The organism is Vibrio sp. 10N.222.54.A3, from assembly GCF_041474095.1.
Taxonomy (GTDB): Bacteria; Pseudomonadota; Gammaproteobacteria; order Enterobacterales; family Vibrionaceae; genus Vibrio; species Vibrio crassostreae_C.
In genome coordinates, this window is record NZ_JBFRTN010000109.1 from 12,279 (window position 1) to 33,364 (window position 21,086).

Consider the following 21,086-nt stretch of genomic DNA (forward strand, 5'->3'; position numbering starts at 1 on the left):
AGTTTCTTGCTGACTTACGTTCTTACCGACTAGCTAAATAAGCCGTGCAAAAACCACTGTTTATCTGGCGTTCTAAATATCCAGAGCCACCGACCGTTTTCGCTGTGAGCAATAAAGTAGTCACGAATGACCTTCTCTCCGTCCCACCAGCCAGACACAATGCGCTCTGGGCCTTGAGATAAGGTGACGCTTTCGGTTAAGGCTTCGGGCTCTGGCAGTAAAATACTGGGCCTGAGCCGCTGTTGAACGACGCTGAGAGCTATGGTTTGTTGCTCGCTCTCTGGGGGTGTTTGCCTTTTTGTCACAGACTTACTCAGTGTTGGGAGCGAATACTGATTGGCCTTTTCTGGCCTTGGGTCGTGCTGTATTTTTGGTGTTTGAATACAGGCTTGTCCAAGCTTTGCTTGCAGTAGTGAGAGCAAATCTAACGCGGCAAGTGTTCCGGTATTACCATCAAAAAGATCATGGTAGGCCATTTGGGGTTCTCCATGACAAACCAAGCTGAGGGTCAGTCCTTGAACCGGTGCGGTGAGCTTGAGTGACTCTAAGGTGAGATGAGTAAGGTTCGCCCATTTTTCAGCAAGGTAATCACCTTGTGCCGAATAAAAAGAGACAGGGTGATCGTCTTTATCTCTTAGGTGTAAAGTCAGAGTTAACTCGAAAGCCACTCGATCGCGTAGCTTCAAAAAACATTCGAGTTGATTCAGTAATTTCAGCAACGGCTTTTCGATAAATAGGATGTTTTCAATATCAAACAATAGCTCCAAATATTGCTGGAAATTCTCTGGTGGATGATAGAAATCAATCGGGTGCTTGAACTGGCCGTTAAGGCGACCGACATAATTCACCAAGTCGATATCAAAGCGGCGTGCGACCTCTTGCAAAGGCAGCTTTAATAAGTCTTCAACGGTATTGATACCGACACGGTTCAGGCGTTCCACTTGCTTGGTCGGTAGCTCACTGGAAATTAATGCTTGTTGATTGACCCAAGTTTTCATCTGCTCAATATTGTTTGTTGCTTGGTTGATCGCTTGCTTACCCAAAAGGATCGCAGAAAGCGGCGAATAACCCGTAGCGAAGCTGAACTGGATATTGAGCGTTTCTAAGTGGCTTTTGAGCTCATGCCAGTAGTTATCTAGCCCGTCGTAAAGTGACAGCATGTTAGAGGCTTTAATCAACAAACCATTAGGTGGCAATAACGCCATGTCGGAAGTGACCAGATACGCCCATTGAGCGATCTCTTTAAGCTTACTTTTCTCCAGTTCAATACTGTAAGGGTGGACGTGTAAGTTGTGGCACAAAGCTGCTGCAGACCCTAAGCCCATACCAAGCGAAATTCCCGATTGCAGCGCAGCTGGGTTTGCTTGCAGTACATGGTGATCTTTTTCATCCACGATGATAATAGGTTGTTCGCGTGAGTCTTCGCTCGAACCCAATTCATTAGAGTTAAACAAGGTATCCAACTGCAGAGATGGAAAGTGCAGATAAAGCCACAACATACGTTAGCCTTGCTTCGCAATAGGAAAAGCCAGCACAGTGTTACCAGACAAAGCGCGGTCTGAATTGTCTTCATAAACGACTTTCTCTGTGAGTAACGGCCAGTAGTGTGTCATGTCTAGAATAAAGCTGCCATACGACCAGCTGCCTTTTCTCTTAGTCACTTCAACCTTTAATCCCTGCGCGTGAGAAGAGAGTTTCATGCTTAAGGAAACGGGCAGGGATAATTGATTATGGCTGGTGGCTTTAAAGTGAAACTGCAGGCACTTACCGGTTTCACTGGCTGCTTGTAGGCGCTTTGTTTGGTGTATTTCTAGATCGGCTCCCCATAGCAATACAGAGTGACAAGCGCCGCTTTTGAGGCACTGCTCAGCTGCCCACAACGCATCGAGATCGCGTTGAGGCTGGATAACGAGAATGTTTTCTAATTCAATGCCTTGGCTGTTAAAAAACTCAGCACAGATCTTCCCTGGTGGGTTAATGAATATGGCCAGTTTTTGCGAGTTTTGTTGAGATAAATAGGGCGTCAGTAGGCGAAGCTCGCCGATCCCTTGTTGTGATTCAACTTCAATAACGCCGTGCGTCGGGAAGCCGCCATCAAGCTGTTTATCCAGTTGAGGATAGCCTGTTGAAGTGGTGCTTCCTTGCGTTGTTGATTGTAACCCTTTCCAGATTAGCTGGCGGTCTTGTAAGTTTTTTATTAGTTCATGCATAATTAAATACCTGTATATTTATACAGTATATTTAACAATGGAAAAGATGCAAAGCAAAATGACGAAAATTAGGGGAATAATACCAATCACAGTAAGTAAGTGATCATAAATAGCGCAGGAAAAATGCTTGAGAACAAGGCAGAAATTTTCGATAAGTAGTTATTCTACAATCAAAATTTCTAACGCCGTTATCGAGTGTTTTAACAAGCTAGGATGACCAGTTATTTACTACGATTGGTATCAGTGTTAGTTGATTGATTTAGATACAAAAAAAGCCGCTATGGAAGCGACTTTTTACTATTGGTCAATGATATCAAGTTACTTAGGTTGAGCATCGATACATTGGCCATTAATGTCTGTCACACTTGGGTTCATTAAGTGTAGGTACAGTGGGATGATGTCGAGTGGCGTTTTTAGCTTATTCGCATCTTCTCCTGGGTACGCTTTTGCACGCATACGTGTTTGAGTGCCGCCTGGATTGATTGCGTTAACACGGATGTTCGTGTCTTCAAGCTCGTCCGCTAGGATCTGCATCATACCTTCGGTAGCAAACTTAGAAATTGCGTAAGTGCCCCAGAATGCACGGCCAGAGTGACCAACCGTTGAAGAGGTAAATACGATACGACCTGCTTCTGCTTTTTTAAGTGCAGGTAGCAGAGCTTGAGTCATCAAGAACTCAGACTTCACATTGATCTGCATAACATCATCAAAGGTTTCTTCATCAATCTGCTCAAACGGGCTCAGAGTGCCAAGAACGCCAGCATTATGAAGTAGGCCGTCTAAACGACCGAACTGTGATTGAATGGTTTCAGCCATATCAACGTAGTTCTGCTTTGTCGCACCTTTTAAATCCAATGGGATAATTGCAGGCTGCGGGTAACCAGCGCTTTCGATTTCATCGTAAATGAATTCTAGGTTTTTAACATTGCGGCCTAACAGAATGACAGTTGCGCCATGTTGAGCGAAGCTTAGTGCAGCTTGGCGACCAATGCCAGCACCGGCACCTGTAACCAAAATTACTTTATCTTTGAGGGCATCTGTAGAGATTGGGTAATCCACTGTGCTTATCCTTCTTTCTTTTATTATGTTCGTCATTCCATTGATGTTTAATCACACAGATAACCGCAGGAATGATGAGAAATTCTTGGTAATCGTGACAAGATGGTTACAATACACTAATTCATACAATAGGGGATATGACATTGGAATTTTTGTTGGACTACGGCTTGTTTTTAGCCAAGATTGCGACCGTTGTAATCGCCATCATTGCAATTTTAGTCATTGCTAAATCTGTGGGTGGAAAATCAAGCGCGATTAAAGGTGAGCTGGAAATCACGAACCTATCTGAACACCATAAACAGACGATTGAACAATTAGAGCACCATCTACACGATGATGCTTTCATCAAAGCCCGTGATAAAGCAGAAAAGAAAGCGGAAAAAGAGAAAGTAAAATCACGCGGTAAAGAAGTGAAGAAAGCAGCGAAAGAGGGTGAGCTTGATAGCAAGCGTGAACCACATCTATTCGTTCTTGATTTTAACGGCAGCATTGATGCGAAAGAAGTGGCTTCATTGCGTGAAGAGGTAACGGCGGTTCTGGCTGTGGCTCGTGAAGGCGATGAAGTATTACTTAAGCTTGAATCTGGCGGTGGCATGGTTCATGGCTATGGTCTGGCGTCTTCTCAACTTGATCGTATCAAAGCGGCTGGCCTGCCTTTGATTATCTCGGTAGACAAAGTAGCAGCAAGCGGTGGTTACATGATGGCATGTATCGCAGACAAAATCGTATCAGCACCTTTTGCTATCGTTGGTTCTATTGGCGTGATTGCTCAACTACCAAACTTCAATAAACTGCTTAAAAAGCACGACATTGAGTTTGAACAGCTAACTGCGGGTGAGTACAAACGCACGCTTACTATGTTTGGTGAGAACAGCGATAAAGCACGTGAGAAGTTCAAAGAAGAGCTAGAAGAGACACACGGCTTATTCAAAGACTTCATTCGTGACCATCGTCCAGCGCTAGACCTTGATAAGGTTGCAACGGGTGAGCACTGGTTTGGTACACAAGCACATGAACTTGGGCTGGTGGATGAGATCCGTACTTCTGATGACTTAGTTGTTGAAGCATGCAAAGACAAGACGGTTCTAGCGATTCACTATGTACAGAAGAAAAAGCTGTCAGACAAGCTAGCTGGCGTGGCAGGTAAATCTGCAGACAGCGTGCTGATGAAGCTGATTGAACGCGGTCAAAAGCCGATTGTTTAAGCTTATTTAGTTCGAGCCTTAAAAAGAAAGCGCATAAGTCATCAGACTTATGCGCTTTTTTATTGCTCCACTTCCGAGCGGGTGACCACTATGTTGTAGGGGGAGCGGAGTTTTATACCCATAATCTACTTACTATGATGGGTATTAAATCTTGGCTCCATAGTCATTGCGTTTCGGACAAGTCGTCAGGATTTCTCGATGACCCGTGTCTTTGAGCTCTTCCAAAATCACATCAAAGCCCCACAAGCGATAGAGATGCTTCATCACTTCGTCGTAGCCTTTATCAAGCGGGATGCGGTCGTGAGGCACATATTGCAGTGTCATTGAGCGGTCACCACGAACATCGACATTAAACACCTGAATGTTTGGTTCAAGGTTACTTAGGTTGTATTGCGCCGCAAGCTTCTCACGAATCAGGCGATAGCCCGGATCATCATGAATAGCACTCACCTCAATGGTATTTTTACGGTCGTCGTCGAGTACAGAGAACAGCTTAAAGTCTCGAATGATTTTTGGAGAAAGGTATTGGCTGATGAAACTTTCATCTTTGAAGTTGTGCATCGCAAAGTGCACCGCTTCTAACCAATCACTTCCGGCTAACTCAGGGAACCACTCTCTATCTTCATCGGTTGGCTCTTCACAGATGCGTCGGATGTCTCTAAACATCGCAAAGCCAAGCGCATAAGGGTTTATCCCGCTGAAATAAGGACTGTTGTAGGCAGGTTGTGCGACGACACTGGTATGGCTGTGTAGGAATTCTAAGATGAACTTATCACTCACCAAGCCTTCGTCGTAAAGGTGGTTAAGAATGGTGTAATGCCAGAAGGTTGCCCAGCCTTCGTTCATCACTTGAGTTTGTTTTTGAGGGTAGAAGTATTGGCTCACTTTGCGAACGATGCGAACACACTCTCGTTGCCAAGGTTCAAGCAGTGGTGCGTTCTTCTCGATAAAGTAGAGAATGTTTTCTTGAGGCTCGCTAGGAAAGCGGATCTTGGTCTCTTCTTCCTTACTTTTATTTTGAGGAACGGTTCGCCATAGCTCATTCACTTGAGATTGCAGATAAGCTTCGCGTTCTTCTTGTCTTGCTGTCTCTTCTGCAATGGAAATCTTCTCAGGGCGTTTGTATCGGTCTACGCCGTAATTCATCAGTGCGTGACAAGAATCAAGGAGCTGCTCGACTTCAGCAACACCATATTTCTCTTCACAACCACTGATGTACTTCTTAGCAAACAACAAGTAATCGATGATGGAACTGGCATCGGTCCATGTTTGGAACAGGTAGTTGCCTTTAAAGAAAGAGTTGTGGCCATAACAAGCGTGAGCCATTACCAGCGCCTGCATTGTGACCGTGTTCTCTTCCATCAGGTAAGCGATACACGGATCGGAGTTGATTACGATTTCGTATGCCAAGCCCATTTGGCCATGCTTGTAGTTTTGCTCGGTTTGAATGAATTTCTTACCAAAAGACCAGTGGTTGTAATTTATCGGCATACCAATGCTCGAGTAGGCATCCATCATCTGTTCTGAAGTAATCACTTCAATCTGGTTTGGGTAAGTGTCTAAACGGTAATGCTGCGCCACACGCTTAATTTCTACGTGGTATTTCTCCAAGAGGTTGAATGTCCAATCTGGACCATCAGGCAGCATCTTGTCGTTTTTCTTTTTTGCAGCTTTGTCTTTCTCTGCAACGTTTGATTTCGCTGTCATGGCAAACTCCCTTACGCTGTCTCTTTCTGGAACAGTTCTCTAAACACAGGAAAAATATCATCCACCGTTTTAATGTTTTTCATGGCGAAGTTGTCAAAGCTACTCTCGAGTTTTTCGTATTCGTGCCAAAGCGTTTGATGAGAGCGGCGTGTTATTTCGATGTAAGAGTAATATTGGCAAGTTGGCAGAAGCGTATTGACCAGTAACTCTTTACAACGAGGAGAGTCATCAGCCCAGTTATCGCCATCAGAGGCTTGTGCAGCATAGATGTTCCACTCATTCGCAGGGTAGCGGTCTGCGACAATTTCCTTCATCAGCTTCAGTGCACTAGAAACAATGGTGCCGCCGGTTTCTTGTGAGTAGAAAAACTCATGTTCATCAACTTCTTTAGCCTGAGTATGGTGACGAATAAACACAACATCGACGTTTTCGTAGGTGCGGTTTAGGAACAGGTACAGAAGGACATAAAAGCGCTTCGCAATATCTTTTGTGGCCTGATCCATAGAGCCGGACACATCCATCAGACAGAACATCACGGCTTGGCTAGATGGAATAGGGCGCTTCTCATAGTTTTTAAAACGTAAGTCGAAGGTGTCAATGAACGGCACGCTTTCAATCTTTTTACGTAACTCGGCAATCTCTTCTTTGAGGCGACCTTCCTCAAAAGGTTGTGCCGGCTCCGTCATTTTAACTTGGTCAAGCTGTTCCATCAGTAGGTTAAGCTCGCGCTTTTTACCTGCTGTCATCGCGGTTCTACGAGCCAGAGATTGCTGTAGTGAACGAACGATAGCGATGTTGGATGGAATCCCCGCGCTTTGGTAACCAGAGCGGTGAGTTTTCCATTCGGTGATTTTGTTGACCTGATTTTTCTCTAGATTAGGTAGAGCTAAATCTTCAAAGAGAATATCAAGATACTCATCTTTTGAAATTTGGAAGGTAAATTCATCTTGGCCTTCGCCATCAGGGCTTGCGTCGCCTTGGCCTGAGCCACCACCTTGACCACCACCTTTAGGGCGTTCGATTTTATCGCCAGTGATGAACTGATCATTACCTGGGTGAACGCGCTCTCTTACGCCGCCTTGACCTTGGTGAAAGTTCGGCTCTTTGATGTCTTTATGGGGAATAGTGACGTCTTCACCTGTTTCTGTATTGGTGATTGAGCGTCGGTTAACTGCATCGGCCACAGATTCTTTGATTTGCTCTTTATGGCGTCGTAAGAAACGCTGTCTATTCACAGCACTCTTATTTTTGCCATTGAGCCTCCGATCGATAAATTGTGCCATAAGAACTCCCTCTCAGCTGATGTCGCGATCCTACTTTTTATTCGGGTATAAGAGTTATTGATTTACTAAGGTATAAAAGTTATTGGTTTATACGAGCTGCTCAGTTGAGCAGCTCAATACCGTTTAGTTATGAGGATTTACGAACTCTTAGGTACCACTCAGATAGCAGTCTCACTTGCTTCTCGGTGTAGCCTTTTTCCATCATACGAGCAACGAAGTCGTCATGTTTTTTCTGATCATCCGTTGAGGTCTTAGCATTGAACGAAATAACAGGAAGTAGCTCTTCTGTGTTAGAGAACATTTTCTTCTCAATCACAGTGCGCAGTTTCTCGTAGCTCGTCCACACTGGGTTTTGACCGTTATTGTTGGCTTTGGCACGAAGCACAAAGTTCACAATCTCATTTCGGAAGTCTTTAGGGTTACTGATACCGGCTGTCTTCTCGATTTTCTCTAGTTCACCATTCAGAGAAGCACGGTCAAATAGTTGGCCTGTTTCTGGGTCGCGGTACTCTTGGTCTTGAATCCAGAAATCTGCGTAGGTGACATAGCGGTCGAAGATATTCTGACCGTACTCAGAGTAAGACTCTAGATAAGCGGTTTGAATTTCTTTACCGATGAACTCTACGTAGCGTGGCACTAGGTATCCTTTCAAGAACTCTAGGTACTTCTCGGCGGTCTCTTGAGGGAACTGCTCCCGTTCGATTTGCTGCTCAATAACGTAGAACAGGTGCACTGGGTTCGCGGCCACTTCGGCTTGGTCGAAGTTAAACACACGAGACAGGATCTTAAAGGCGAAACGCGTTGATAGCCCAGACATGCCTTCGTCAACGCCAGCATAATCTCGGTACTCTTGGTAGCTCTTCGCTTTTGGATCGGTGTCTTTTAGAGTCTCACCATCGTAAACACGCATCTTAGAGAATAGAGATGAGTTTTCAGGCTCTTTTAGTCTCGAAAGAATGCTGAATTGCGATAGCAGATCGAGTGTGCTTGGTGAGCAAGGCGCTTGGGATAGCTCACTGTGCTCAAGCAGTTTCTTGTAGATCTTAACTTCTTCAGACACACGCAGACAGTAAGGGACTTTTACAATGTACACACGGTCGAGGAATGCTTCGTTGTTTTTGTTGTTACGGAAGGTCTGCCACTCAGATTCGTTCGAGTGAGCGAGAATCATACCGTCAAATGGCAGTGCAGAAAGCCCTTCGGTACCGTTGAAGTTACCTTCTTGTGTTGCCGTAAGTAGAGGGTGTAATACTTTGATTGGCGCTTTGAACATCTCCACGAATTCCATCACACCTTGGTTGGCTTTACAAAGCGCACCAGAGTAGCTGTAGGCATCAGGATCATCTTGAGAGAAGTGTTCAAGTTTACGAATATCAACTTTACCAACCAGAGACGAGATATCTTGGTTGTTTTCATCACCTGGCTCCGTTTTCGCGATCGCAACTTGATCGAGAATAGAAGGGCGCAGTTTGATGACTTTGAATTTGGAAATATCACCGCCAAAATCGTGCAGACGTTTTGCTGCCCACGGAGACATAATTGAGCGAAGATAGCGTTTCTCAATGCCATATTCATTCTTCAATAAGTCGCCGTCTTCGTTAACGTCGAATAGACAGAATGGGTGATCGTTTACTGGGCTTCGTTCACCGTCAGCAGACAATACATAGATTGGTAGTTTCTGCATCAGGGCTTTGAGTTTTTCAGCGAGAGAAGATTTACCACCGCCCACAGGGCCAAGTAGGTAAAGGATTTGTTTACGTTCTTCTAAACCTTGCGCAGCATGTTTTAAGTAAGAAACAATCTGTTCAATCGCATCTTCCATACCGTAGAAATCTTTAAATTCGCTGTAGCGTGAGATGACACGGTTCGAGAAAATACGACTCAGTTGAGGGTCTTGAGCAGTGTCAATAACCTCTGGTTCGCCAATGGCTAGTAATAAGCGCTCGGCAGCATTAGCGTAAGCACTTTTATCGTCTTTACACAGCCCTAAGAACTCCTGCAATGTCAGCTCTTCTTCCTTGGCTGCTTCATAACGTGATTGATAGTGGTCAAAGATACTCATAGTCACATTCCCCTTGTTAACCAGTCAAAACTGACGAGCGATTGAAAAATAGGCTCTCCCTACATTTTAAGGTTAGACCGCTTCCACAATTTTGCTTAACAATTATGTATTTATTTACAATTTTGCGTGTGAAAAACGTGGCGAGCGCAATAGGCAACTTGAGGCGCGTAGAATCAAATTATTTTACATTCGAGGGGATCTGGCCGTTTGTTTTGAGATTTTAGGTCGCTTAACAATACTCACAATGGATTTATGTGCATTAGATGTATAACTGGGCTCTATTGATTTTTGGAATGGAGTACCATATAATGCGCGAGGTTATCAAAAATTGCTCAATAAATAGGTAGATGTAGTGAAGAATAATGGGTTCAAAATAGTGGCTATCTGCATGTTACGCCAAATGTTCGAGTAACTGGTGGCGTTCGTTATACCAACCTTGAAGGTGATATAGAGAATAGCCCAATACTTGAAAGTGGTATCAACATGGCCGCGAACGTTGGTGTTGCTTACGTTTTCTAGTTGCTTTGGTTTTTCTCTTTGTGTGCGAACATTAAAAAAAGGGTTACTCATGATGAGTAACCCTTTTTCTTGAAACTTTTTAAAAGTTATCGCTGATCTATTAACGAATTAAGCGCTAAAGATTTGAGATAGCTCTGTCGCACATAGGTGGTACTGACGAGGGCAGTTGCGCCATGTTGTTAGCATGCGACGGTACTTCTCTAGCATTGGCATCTGGCTATTGAAGTGGTGATCGGCTTTGTCGAATTGAGGGTAAAGACCTTCAGAATCAACAAGGAAACGCACGTAGTGTACGATCTGCGCTTCAGAAGCGATATCAAAACCTAAGAACTGCAGGCGACGTTGGTCTACTTCAGCACGCTCTTGCTCTGCAAGCATTTTGTTCGACTCTTGCATTGCATGGTACATCTCCATGATGTCGATAATTTCGCGACATTCTGCTTCAGTCAAACAACCAAACTCTTTGTTAAGCTCACGCATTTGGAGTTCGTAACCACGTTCTACAATCGTTTGTAGACGTTGGTATTTAGCGGAGTTCTCAGGATCCATTTGAGACATTAGGTAGTATTGATTTGATAGAATTAGACGCTGAGCATTGGTCATTTCCATGGGAGGAGCCTCACTAAAAAACTAAATGTTGTATTCTTTTGTTGCAGTAAGAGTAACAGCATTCCTACGAGTGGAAACATGATCTCAACACGGATTTAATATGATTTTTTGAATTGATAAACAAAAGTTGTAAAGAAAAGTGAAAGGATTGTTTGGCTCGAAAAGAAAACGCCCCAATCGAAATTGAGGCGCTTGAAATCACTATGAACGTCAGTCTAGATTAGTATTTTACGTTTGAATGGTACTGGCTAAGAACAGCAACAATCTCGTCCATTTTCTCTTTGCTTGGCGGGTTTGTACCTTCAAGAGGGTAGTCAAAACCAAGTGCTTCCCACTTATGTGCACCAAGCTTATGGTATGGAAGCAGTTCTACTTTCTCGATGTTATCCATGTCTTTGATGAATTCGCCTAGCAGATGAGCATCTTCAGGTGTGTCCGTGTAGCCAGGGACAATCACATAACGAATCCACGTCTTCTTACCGATTTTGTGTAAGTAGCGTGCGAAATCCAGAGTACGTCTGTTTGATACACCAATGAAATCGTGGTGAATCTCATCTCGCATGTGCTTAAGATCCAACATAACTAGATCAGAGGCTTCTAGGACTTCATCAACCACTTCAGTGTGCTTACGAATGTAGCCATTAGTATCAAGACAAGTGTGGATGCCTTCAGCTTGAGCTGCGCGGAAAAAGTCACGAACAAACTCAGGTTGTAGCATCGCTTCACCACCAGAACAGGTGATACCACCGCCCGATGCTTTCATGAAATGACGGTATGATTTTGCTTCGTTGATGATCTCTTCGACCGTTACTTCCTTTCCGTCATGAAGATCCCATGTATCACGGTTATGACAGTACATACAACGCATTAAGCAGCCTTGAAGAAACACAATAAAGCGGATACCAGGGCCATCGACAGTACCACAAGATTCGAATGAGTGAATGCGACCAGTTGTAGACATGAGCTATTCTCGTAGAGGAATTTATACCGTTTATTTTATTACAAAAACGGTACATAAAATAGGGTCAAATGGTAACGAGACCTTTAAAAATAAAGGCAACCACCTGTGAAGATGATTGCCTTTATTAAACTTGAAAAGTAAAGGACGAAAGCCCTTACTGGTGGCTAGAAGAAAGCAAACATTGTGATACCGCCAGTGGTGTACACTGACTCTTTCGCTTCTTCGTAATCCGGTGTTTTTGCTGTTAGCGCGAAAGATGCACCAACGTATTGGTTATACCAAGCCACACCAAGCACAGCAGTAGCCTGAATGTTCTCTAAAGTCACATCGTATTGTTCTGGATTCGGCCAATTATCTTCGATTTCAGAACGATCGCCTTCGATAGTCAGGTCGTTGAATCGGTAGCGACCTTCAAGGCCGGCATAGGTAAACCAACCAGCGTTTGATGCGCCGATCATGCCAGGTTTGAATGGGTTTTCTGTGGTGATGTTAGCTGCACCAAAGTTACCGCCTAAGTCCGTACCCCAACGGAACATAAAACCAGTCGAGATATCACTTCTAAAGTTACCGACGTTGATTTCAGAAACGTTAGAGATTTCGTAGTCAGTATTCGCAAGAGCTTGATTACGCATTAGGTTGAAATGGCTTAGGTAACCAACGCTTCCCGCCCACTCATCATCAACTTGGTATTCCCAACCCATCGGCTCATCTGATTTTGTGATCGAGTGAACCAGCTTTTGAGCATCTTCAGACAGTGCACGTTCGCCCGTAGTACCAAACGTGATATTAAAACGCTGGGCTTGCTGTGGGTTTAAGCTGATGTAATTGAATTCAGTGTGAAGGTAACCTGCGTATGGGCGATCATTAGGCGATGGCGTTTCTAACTCAATGTCAGAAGGCGTATACATCTTGTGGCCAATGGTGATTTCCCACTTGTCTAGAGAGCTTGCGCCCCAGTAGGAAAGACTCAATGGTTTTACCCAGTTATATGGCGTAATACTTGATGATGTGTAACCCAGAAATAAGCCGTTGGTATAGTCTTGGTCGACACCAAAAATACCATCATTATCTAAAGCAAAAGTTAACGTAGAACGCTCAGAGGCTAAAGATGAGAAAGAGAGAAGAATCAGGGGTAAACAACGCAGGTATTTCATGGAGCAGTTACTCTTAAATTATGAACCGCGATATTACCGTAATTTGACAGAATTTGTGGAAAAAAAGTGAATGGCAGGGTGCTTTTTTGCTCAACCTAACATTTCGCGGGATAGGTGAGTGTAGTGCGATTTATTTCAGATATAAAAAAGCCCCGCACATTGGCGAGGCTAATATTATTTACTGTCTATTGAGCGTGAGCTTATAGAGACTCAGTAAATGTACGTGCGATTACGTCAGCTTGTTGCTCTGCAGTTAGAGAGTTAAAGCGAACAGCGTAACCAGATACACGGATTGTTAGCTGAGGGTATTTCTCAGGGTGCTTAACTGCGTCTTCAAGAGTTTCGCGGTTAAGAACGTTAACGTTAAGGTGTTGACCACCTTCAATGCCAGCTTCGTGGTGGAAGTAACCATCCATTAGGCCTGCAAGGTTAGCACGTTGGCTGTCTTGTTCTTTACCTAGTGCGTTTGGCACGATAGAGAACGTGTAAGAGATACCATCTTGTGCGTCAGCAAACGGTAGTTTACCTACAGACGTTAGTGATGCTACAGCACCTTTCTCATCACGACCGTGCATTGGGTTTGCACCAGGAGCGAAAGGAGCGCCAGCACGACGACCGTCTGGAGTGTTACCAGTTTTCTTACCGTATACAACGTTAGACGTGATAGTAAGAACTGACTGTGTAGGGATAGAGTTACGGTAAGTCTTAAGCTTACGGATCTTGTTCATGAACGTAGAAACTAGTTCACAAGCAATATCATCTACACGAGAGTCGTTGTTACCGTATTTAGGGTAATCGCCTTCGATTTCGAAGTCAGTTGCGATGCCATCTTCGTCACGGATTGGTTTAACAGTCGCGAACTTGATTGCAGATAGTGAGTCAGCTGCAACAGATAGACCAGCGATACCACAAGCCATAGTACGACGAACGTCACGGTCATGAAGAGCCATTAGAGACGCTTCGTAGCTGTACTTGTCGTGCATGTAGTGAATGCTGTTTAGTGCAGTCACGTATTGCTTAGCTAACCAGTCCATGAATGTGTCTAGGCGACCCATTACGTCATCGTAGTTAAGAACTTCGTCAGTGATCTTGTCTGAAACAGGACCAACTTGCATCTTAAGTTTCTCGTCCACACCGCCGTTGATTGCGTAAAGCATTGTTTTCGCAAGGTTAGCACGAGCACCGAAGAACTGCATTTGCTTACCAACGATCATTGGAGATACACAACAAGCGATAGCGTAATCATCAGACTCTAGGTCAGGACGCATTAGGTCATCATTTTCGTACTGGATAGAAGAAGTATCGATAGATACCTTCGCACAGAAACGCTTGAAGCCGTCAGGTAGTTGCTCAGACCAAAGAACAGTGATGTTTGGCTCTGGAGAAGGACCCATAGTGTATAGAGAGTTTAGGAAACGGAAGTTCGAACGCGTTACTAGCGTACGACCGTCGATACCCATACCACCCATAGACTCTGTTGCCCAGATTGGGTCGCCAGAGAACAGCTCATCGTACTCAGGAGTACGTAGGAAACGAACCATACGCAGTTTCATTACGAAGTGGTCGATCATTTCTTGTGCTTGTTCTTCAGTGATCTTGCCAGCAGCGATATCACGCTCGATGTAGATGTCTAGGAAAGTCGAAGTACGACCTAGAGACATTGCAGCACCGTTTTGAGATTTAACAGCAGCTAGGTAGCCGAAGTAAGTCCACTGGATAGCTTCTTGAGCTGTTTGAGCTGGCTCAGAGATATCGAAACCGTATTTCTCAGCCATTTGCTTGATTTGACCTAGAGCACGATGTTGCTCAGAGATCTCTTCACGCAATTGCATTGTTGCAGAAAGATCTTCGCCGTTCTCGAAACGCTCTTGTAGAGAAGCGAATTGAGCCGCTTTGTCTTTCATTAGGAAATCAATACCGTAAAGTGCAACACGACGGTAGTCACCAATGATACGACCACGGCCGTAAGCATCAGGAAGACCAGTCAGAACACCAGACTTACGACATTTTAGGATATCAGGAGTGTAGATATCGAAAACGCCAGCATTGTGTGTTTTGCGGTATTCTGAGTAGATTTTTGAAACCATTGGGTCAAGAGTTTCACCGTATGCTTTACAAGAACCTTCAACCATACGCACACCACCGTTAGGGATGATTGCACGTTTTAGTGGCTTCTCAGTTTGTAGACCAACGATAGTCTCAAGATCTTTCTCAATGTAACCTGCATCGTGAGCAGTAATGGTAGAGATAACAGAAGTATCGAAATCTACAGGTGCTTTAGTTGCGTTTTCCTGTTTGATACCTTCCATTACCGAAGACCAAAGCTTGTTAGTTGCTTCAGTACCCTCAGAAACTAGGAAAGACTCGTCGCCTTCATACGGCGTGTAGTTCTTTTGAATGAAATCACGAACGTTTACTTCGCTTTGCCACTCACCTGCAGCAAAATCTTCCCAAGCTTTAGCAAATTGCTCTGCCATGACATACCTACCTTTTTAGTAGAAAAAATACGTACATTAACACTGTTGAGCCAGCGCCCCTCGTAAGGGTAGTACACTCTTATTAATAACAATATATATGAGCATATAAGCATCATATGGTTATATATATTGTCACTACCTTTTATATGTTGTCTTTACTCTATGTATTCAAGACTACGCTAAAAAATTTCTGCAAACCTTAAACTAAATCAATAAATGCCAAAAAAAGTTGAAAAAATTTGAGTGGCAGGGGTTGCCACCCAAACTTTTTTTTAATCCTAATACTACTTTTGTGTAGTAAGGACTATTATAGCCAAGCTTTTAGACCATACTGACCTTCTAGCATACCAACTGCAAGCATTGCCACTAGACAGATAACTAAAACGCCAACAGGGATAACAATCTTATCTACAAATGATAGACGCTTTGCACGCTCTTTATCACCAATTAGACCATTATTATCAAGAAGCATAGTTAGTGCCCATGCTAATACTGGGTTAACAACCGCTGAACCAAAGATACAGATACCAGCCGCTTGAGAATCTTTTGAATCCTTAACCATTTGCATACCTGCTTCAAGTAGAGGTAGAGATACACCTACAAGTAGCGCAACACGCATCACTGGTGGCCATACTGCTACGTCCATCGGGAAACCAAGAATCGCAACAATAATACATAGAGAACCAAGCAAGATTGCGCCGCCAGGAATTGGACGTTTCGCGATTGCTGCTGGGATCATGTAAGTACCCCAAGAAGATGTGATGTTACCACCACCAACTGCAGTACCTACCATTTGACGAACAGAACACATAGTCATTGTGTCATCAACATCCATCAGAACTTTTTCAGAGCGTTTAGGGTAGTTCAGTTCTTGGAAGATACGGTGACCTAGGAAGTCAGGAGACCACATTGCTACAGCAAGGATTGCAAATGGTAGAGATGCGATGAAGTGTTCAACGTTTGGCAAGCCAAGCATCCAACCTTCAGAAGTAGAACCCCACCAGTAAACTGGGTTTAGGTTTGGAATACCCATTTCAGTTTCGAATACGATGTCGAAACCAGCACCTAGAACTAATGCAATAGCAAGGCCTGTGAATGCACAAACAGGGATAGCTAACCAACGCTTGTTCACTTTTGCTAAGAAAGCGTAGATAGCAATAGTAATAGCAAGAACGATTAAACCAACGTAACCCATGCTGCCCGCTTCAACGGTAGAAGATTGAAGACCAACCGCCCACTCTTGAATTGAGTTGATTTGGCTCATGGTACCGGTTAAGCCTAAGAATATGAGCAAGCCACCTGCTGTACCTTCAGAAGTTAGGTTAACAAGTTTAGATCCGCCTTTTAGGAAACTTAGGATGAGACCGAACACACCGATCAGGATGGCCAATGCAAGAGGGTGAGCACCAGCGAGAGCGATGGTACCGATAAGAGGGATCATTGGGCCGTGGTTGCCGGCAAGGTTTGCTTTAGGGTTAAAGAAACCAGAAGCAAGGATACAAAACAGTAGTGCAGGAATAAGCATTTCTACACGAGCGACTTCAATTGCGAAGTCTTTACCTAGGTTTACGTGATCCCAAGCTTGAGTTAGGCCATCAGCCCACGACATCATTACTGCAGAGTACATCGCAATGATACCAATAGTACCAGCAAGTGCAGGAACAAGATCTTCAAGTTCAAAGCGGAAGTCACGACCTGGAAGGTTTAAACCGAAGCGGCGAGGCTTCATGATTTGAAGTTCGTGATCTAGATAATCTGAGCGGCTCTCAAATTCAGAAGCAGGACGGTGTAGCTCTTTATAGCTTTTCTCTTCTACTTCAGAGTTCGCATTATTGACAACGTCTGACATAGATTCCTCATATTTTTTGTTAGTAATTCTAAAATTGAATTCTATAAGTTCGCGTAATTGCGTTATTTCTTAGTTATAACTCATTAACATTATGTTGCACGGTTTTGCTGTGCTTTATGCAGCTAAGTTAAAAGAAATGTTTGGCATTTTTAATGCCTTATTCTTTGCTGAGGAGTCTAACAAGCTTACCCTTTAGGGTGATTGATCTTGATCACTTTATGAGTATATGTGAAAGAAAGCTACAAAACGCAGCGATTCATTAACTTCCCATTGATGAATCGTGTAATTAGTTTTCACAAATTGACGTTTACCTATCTTCTTCGAGCCTTTGTCGTCATGGCTCGAGTTCAATACTCAATTCTTACTGAGTTATTTCACTATTACTTGCTTCCCAACTGTTCCGAGTGAAATGCTTACAATGTAATAACCTTAAAATTATTGTGCCTTACGGTGTGTATGTAGTGTTGAGCGTGCAGATTATATTTTGCAGATCTCGGCGTATCTAAGTTCACAAAACTTGTTTTTCTTGTGAGACATCAAGCTACGTGAATCTCATTTTGATTAACTTTATTTAAACAATGTAAGGGGTGTAATTGCAGCTTATTGATAGAACTCATTCATTAAATTGAGGCGAAAACGCTACCTTTTGCATAATAAGTCAGAGTGAATCGCTATTTATTCCAATTTATCAGGTTAATAATTTGTTGCATGTTGTTTCGTGTGGTGCTAGTTTGTATCGCATGAAAAGGTCGGAGTACCTTGCATTTTCACAAACTTGGGAGAGAAAGCGCATGAAAGATGTACCAGCGCTGGACATAAAGGATCTACACAAAACGTTTGGTCAAAATGAAGTTTTAAAGGGAATTTCACTTTCTGCGCATAAAGGCGATGTTGTATCGATTATCGGATCTTCAGGGTCGGGTAAAAGTACTTTCCTTAGATGTATCAACCTTTTAGAGACACCAACTGCAGGCGAGATTTGGGTTAATGGCGAATTAATTCAAATGAAAAACAACCGCCAAGGCGTATCTGTTCCTGCCAACGAAAAACAAGTACAGCGTATCCGTTCACGCTTAGCGATGGTTTTTCAAGGCTTCAATCTTTGGTCTCACCTGACCGTTCTCGAAAATGTTATCGAAGCACCCGTTCACGTATTAGGTGTACCTAAAGCTCAAGCGATTGAAAATGCAGAACTACTACTTAAAAAAGTAGGCTTGTATGAGCGCAAAGATTACTACCCAGGTCATTTATCCGGTGGACAACAACAACGAGCGGCAATTGCTCGAGCGTTAGCGGTTGATCCGGAAGTGATGCTGTTTGATGAGCCAACATCAGCACTTGACCCTGAGTTAGTAGGGGAAGTACTCGGTGTAATGCGAGATCTAGCAGAAGAAGGAAGAACCATGCTTGTGGTAACACATGAAATGGCTTTTGCTCGTGACGTATCAAACCATGTGATGTTCCTGCACCAAGGTCTAGTGGAAGAACAGGGCGATCCAGCTAAACTGTTTACGGAACCTGAATCTGAACGTTTACAACAATTTATCTCATCGATTTACTAATCAGAATTGAAACGCCGTTGCCAACGGTAAACAGCGACGGTGTGAACAATAAAACACAACAAGTAAGTTAATAAGCAACAACAAACACAATATTAAAACTATCAAAACATAAAAACCTAAATCACAGGAGTAGGGATATGAAAAAGTGGTTATTAGTCGCGGCACTTGCTGCAACTGCTGCAACGGGCGTAGCTCAAGCAAAAGAATGGAAAACAGTACGCTTTGGTATTGAAGGTGCTTACCCTCCATTTAGCTGGACAGAAGCTGACGGGTCACTGAAAGGCTTCGATGTCGATATGGCTAACGCACTTTGTACTGAAATGCAGGTGCAGTGTAAGATCGTTGCACAAGACTGGGATGGTATCATTCCTTCTCTACTTGCTCGTAAATATGATGCGATCATCGCGGCAATGTCTATCACGGAAGAGCGTAAGAAAAAAATCGACTTCACTGGTAAATACGCACTTATCCCAAACAAGTTCATCGCTAAGAAAGGTGCAGGCCTTAACTTTGATGATCTAAGCGGTCAAAAGATTGCAGTTCAACGTGCAACAACTCACGATAAATACCTAACAGACAACTACGGCGATACAGTAGAGATCGTTCGTTACGGTTCATTCGACGAAGCTTACCTTGATCTAGCAAACGGTCGTGTTGCTGCTGTACTAGGTGATGCATCTGCTCTAGAAGAAGGCGTGCTGAACAAAGCTGGTGGTGAAGACTACGAGTTTGTTGGCCCCTCTCTAACGGATCCTAAGTGGTTCGGTGAAGGTATGGGTATTGCTGTTCGTAAGCAAGACAAAGATCTGACTAAGCAATTAGATGCGGCAATCCTTTCACTACGTGAAAAAGGCATCTACCAAGATATCGCGGCTAAATACTTCAACTACGACGTATACGGTCAGTAATCTTTAGCGTCAATTCTTAAGGGAGAGGTTCTCCTCTCCCTGTCTTACCAACTTTTTCGCAGTTCTGTTGGAATCCATTATGTTTGATTTACAAGGATATGAAGCGTCGATCCTGAAAGGGGCGGTGCTCACAATCGAAGTTGCCTTGCTGTCGCTAATTTTAGCTATGGTTCTTGGTATGCTAGGTGCCTTAGCAAAACTCGCGCCTTATCGCTGGGCTCGTGCTATTGCAACCCTCTACACAACCGTCATTCGAGGCATTCCAGATCTCGTACTGATGATGCTGATTTTCTTTGGTGGACAAATCCTTTTAAACAACAGTTTGTATTCCATCAACGAGTGGCTCAACGAGTGGTTTGCATCCAGTGATCCTAACCACGAATGGACCGCTTACTTACCTGATTATATTGATGTCAGCCCATTTGTTGCTGGTGTCTTAACCATAGGCTTTATTTTCGGTGCCTATATGGCAGAAACGTTCCGTGGTGCCATCATGGCTGTCGACAGCGGTGAAATGGAAGCGGCAAAAGCTTATGGTATGAGCCCTGTAAAGGCGTTTCACCGCATACTGCTACCGCAGATGATTCGTCACGCATTACCGGGTTTTGGGAATAACTGGCTGGTATTACTTAAAACCACTGCGCTGGTTTCGATTATTGGCCTAGAAGACATGGTACGTGTTAGTGCACTGGCGGCGGGTTCAACCAAAATGCCATTCACTTTCTACATGACTGTGGCGATTATCTTCTTATTCTTCACCAGTGTTTCAACGGGCTTACTTAAGCTGGTTGAACGTAAATTCAGTATCCACGCGAGGTAGTTATGGACTTTTCATTGATAATTGAAAGCCTGCCGATTTACCTTGGTGGTTTATGGACAACGGCTTGGATGGTTTGCGTTGCTTTGATCATTGGCTTATTCGTCGCCATACCATTAGCGATTGCTCGTAACAGCCCAAATATGCTGATTAATGCTCCGGCTTGGTCATTCATCTATTTCTTCCGTGGTACGCCATTACTGGTTCAGCTGTACCTGATTTACTACGGTATGGACCAATTCTTCCCAGTGAAAGACACATTATGGGAAAACGCGTGGTTCTGTGCTTTGGTGGCATTCATCCTTAACACGTCAGCTTATACTGCTGAGATCATTCGCGGTGCGATTAATGGCTTACCGAAAGGTGAAGTGGAAGCAGCAAAAGCTTACGGCATGAGCACACCTAAGACTTACCGTCGTATCATCTTACCAAGTGCTCTACGTCGTGCATTACCGGCTTACAGTAACGAAGTTATCTTCATGCTTCACGGCTCTGCGGTAGCTGGTATCGTAACCATTATGGATCTAACCGGTGCAGCTCGTTTGGTTAACTCTCGTTACTATGCCCCATTCGAGTCTTTCCTAACGGCAGGTCTGTTCTACATGGCACTAACGTTCATCATCATCGCGATTTTCAAATTCGCAGAGAAGCGTTTCCTTGCTTATCTAAGACCCCTTAGCTAATTGCACGGTATTCACACAGTT

The 21,086-nt window shown here is 43.8% G+C and carries 16 protein-coding genes and 1 pseudogene; 6 read left to right on the forward strand and 11 right to left on the reverse strand.

Annotated elements, in window-relative coordinates:
* Positions 1–29 precede the first annotated feature (29 nt).
* The 3 genes from AB4507_RS19520 to AB4507_RS19530 form a co-directional block, all read right to left on the reverse strand.
* A complete protein-coding gene (locus AB4507_RS19520; RefSeq protein WP_372183161.1) occupies positions 30–1,499 on the reverse strand; it encodes a DNA polymerase Y family protein in 1,470 nt (489 codons plus the stop codon).
* A gap of 3 nt (positions 1,500–1,502) precedes the next feature.
* Positions 1,503–2,210 carry a translesion DNA synthesis-associated protein ImuA gene (gene imuA / locus AB4507_RS19525; protein ID WP_017063488.1) on the reverse strand — a complete coding sequence of 236 codons (708 nt, stop codon included), beginning with the start codon at positions 2,208–2,210 and terminating at the stop codon, positions 1,503–1,505.
* 318 nt (positions 2,211–2,528) lie between these two features.
* The gene (locus AB4507_RS19530; RefSeq protein ID WP_017062135.1) at positions 2,529–3,269 is read right to left on the reverse strand and encodes a YciK family oxidoreductase; all 741 of its coding nucleotides are present in this window, start codon (positions 3,267–3,269) and stop codon (positions 2,529–2,531) included.
* Positions 3,270–3,406: 137 nt separating this feature from the next.
* On the opposite strand from AB4507_RS19530, the gene sohB reads away from it, so the two are divergent.
* A complete protein-coding gene (gene sohB / locus AB4507_RS19535) occupies positions 3,407–4,474 on the forward strand; it encodes a protease SohB (protein ID WP_065583981.1) in 1,068 nt (355 codons plus the stop codon).
* A 144-nt stretch (positions 4,475–4,618) separates the two neighbouring features.
* Here the strand turns inward: sohB and AB4507_RS19540 are convergent, their stop codons facing one another.
* The 3 genes from AB4507_RS19540 to AB4507_RS19550 all read right to left on the reverse strand — a co-directional run bounded on the left by AB4507_RS19540 (position 4,619) and on the right by AB4507_RS19550 (position 9,526).
* Positions 4,619–6,181, reverse strand: a complete 1,563-nt coding sequence (locus tag AB4507_RS19540; protein WP_050634858.1) for a SpoVR family protein — start codon at positions 6,179–6,181, stop codon at positions 4,619–4,621.
* An 11-nt stretch (positions 6,182–6,192) separates the two neighbouring features.
* Positions 6,193–7,464, reverse strand: coding sequence for a YeaH/YhbH family protein (locus AB4507_RS19545; protein WP_017062133.1), 1,272 nt, complete (start codon positions 7,462–7,464; stop codon positions 6,193–6,195).
* Between the two features lie 127 nt (positions 7,465–7,591).
* Positions 7,592–9,526 carry a PrkA family serine protein kinase gene (locus AB4507_RS19550; RefSeq protein ID WP_017062132.1) on the reverse strand — a complete coding sequence of 645 codons (1,935 nt, stop codon included), beginning with the start codon at positions 9,524–9,526 and terminating at the stop codon, positions 7,592–7,594.
* 378 nt (positions 9,527–9,904) lie between these two features.
* Between AB4507_RS19550 and AB4507_RS19555 the strand changes: the two are divergent.
* Positions 9,905–10,045: pseudogene (locus AB4507_RS19555) on the forward strand (MipA/OmpV family protein); the annotation flags it as partial.
* A 108-nt stretch (positions 10,046–10,153) separates the two neighbouring features.
* Here AB4507_RS19555 and AB4507_RS19560 read toward each other — a convergent pair.
* The 5 genes from AB4507_RS19560 to AB4507_RS19580 all read right to left on the reverse strand — a co-directional run bounded on the left by AB4507_RS19560 (position 10,154) and on the right by AB4507_RS19580 (position 17,095).
* On the reverse strand, positions 10,154–10,654 hold the full coding sequence (locus tag AB4507_RS19560) for a YfbU family protein (protein WP_017066932.1): 501 nt from the start codon (positions 10,652–10,654) through the stop codon (positions 10,154–10,156).
* 220 nt (positions 10,655–10,874) lie between these two features.
* Entirely contained in the window at positions 10,875–11,615 is a 741-nt protein-coding gene (gene pflA / locus AB4507_RS19565) for a pyruvate formate lyase 1-activating protein (protein WP_010437353.1), read from the reverse strand.
* Positions 11,616–11,779: 164 nt separating this feature from the next.
* Positions 11,780–12,769: a lipid A deacylase LpxR family protein gene (locus AB4507_RS19570; protein ID WP_102332498.1), complete on the reverse strand. Its 990-nt coding sequence runs from the start codon at positions 12,767–12,769 to the stop codon at positions 11,780–11,782.
* Positions 12,770–12,969: 200 nt separating this feature from the next.
* Positions 12,970–15,246, reverse strand: coding sequence for a formate C-acetyltransferase (pflB, locus tag AB4507_RS19575; RefSeq protein WP_102427865.1), 2,277 nt, complete (start codon positions 15,244–15,246; stop codon positions 12,970–12,972).
* Positions 15,247–15,553: 307 nt separating this feature from the next.
* Positions 15,554–17,095, reverse strand: coding sequence for a DUF3360 family protein (locus AB4507_RS19580; RefSeq protein ID WP_372051810.1), 1,542 nt, complete (start codon positions 17,093–17,095; stop codon positions 15,554–15,556).
* Positions 17,096–17,886: 791 nt separating this feature from the next.
* Between AB4507_RS19580 and AB4507_RS19585 the strand changes: the two genes are divergently transcribed.
* From AB4507_RS19585 to AB4507_RS19600, 4 genes are all read left to right on the forward strand, one after another.
* Positions 17,887–18,657 (forward strand): ABC transporter ATP-binding protein, encoded by a 771-nt coding sequence (locus tag AB4507_RS19585; RefSeq protein WP_004736532.1) that lies wholly within the window; start codon positions 17,887–17,889, stop codon positions 18,655–18,657.
* A 137-nt stretch (positions 18,658–18,794) separates the two neighbouring features.
* Positions 18,795–19,565: an ABC transporter substrate-binding protein gene (locus tag AB4507_RS19590; RefSeq protein WP_017062125.1), complete on the forward strand. Its 771-nt coding sequence runs from the start codon at positions 18,795–18,797 to the stop codon at positions 19,563–19,565.
* Between the two features lie 79 nt (positions 19,566–19,644).
* Positions 19,645–20,385, forward strand: a complete 741-nt coding sequence (locus AB4507_RS19595; protein WP_017062124.1) for an ABC transporter permease — start codon at positions 19,645–19,647, stop codon at positions 20,383–20,385.
* A 2-nt stretch (positions 20,386–20,387) separates the two neighbouring features.
* Complete coding sequence (locus AB4507_RS19600; RefSeq protein ID WP_017062123.1) at positions 20,388–21,065, forward strand: ABC transporter permease; 678 nt, start codon at positions 20,388–20,390, stop codon at positions 21,063–21,065.
* Positions 21,066–21,086: the final 21 nt, after the last annotated feature.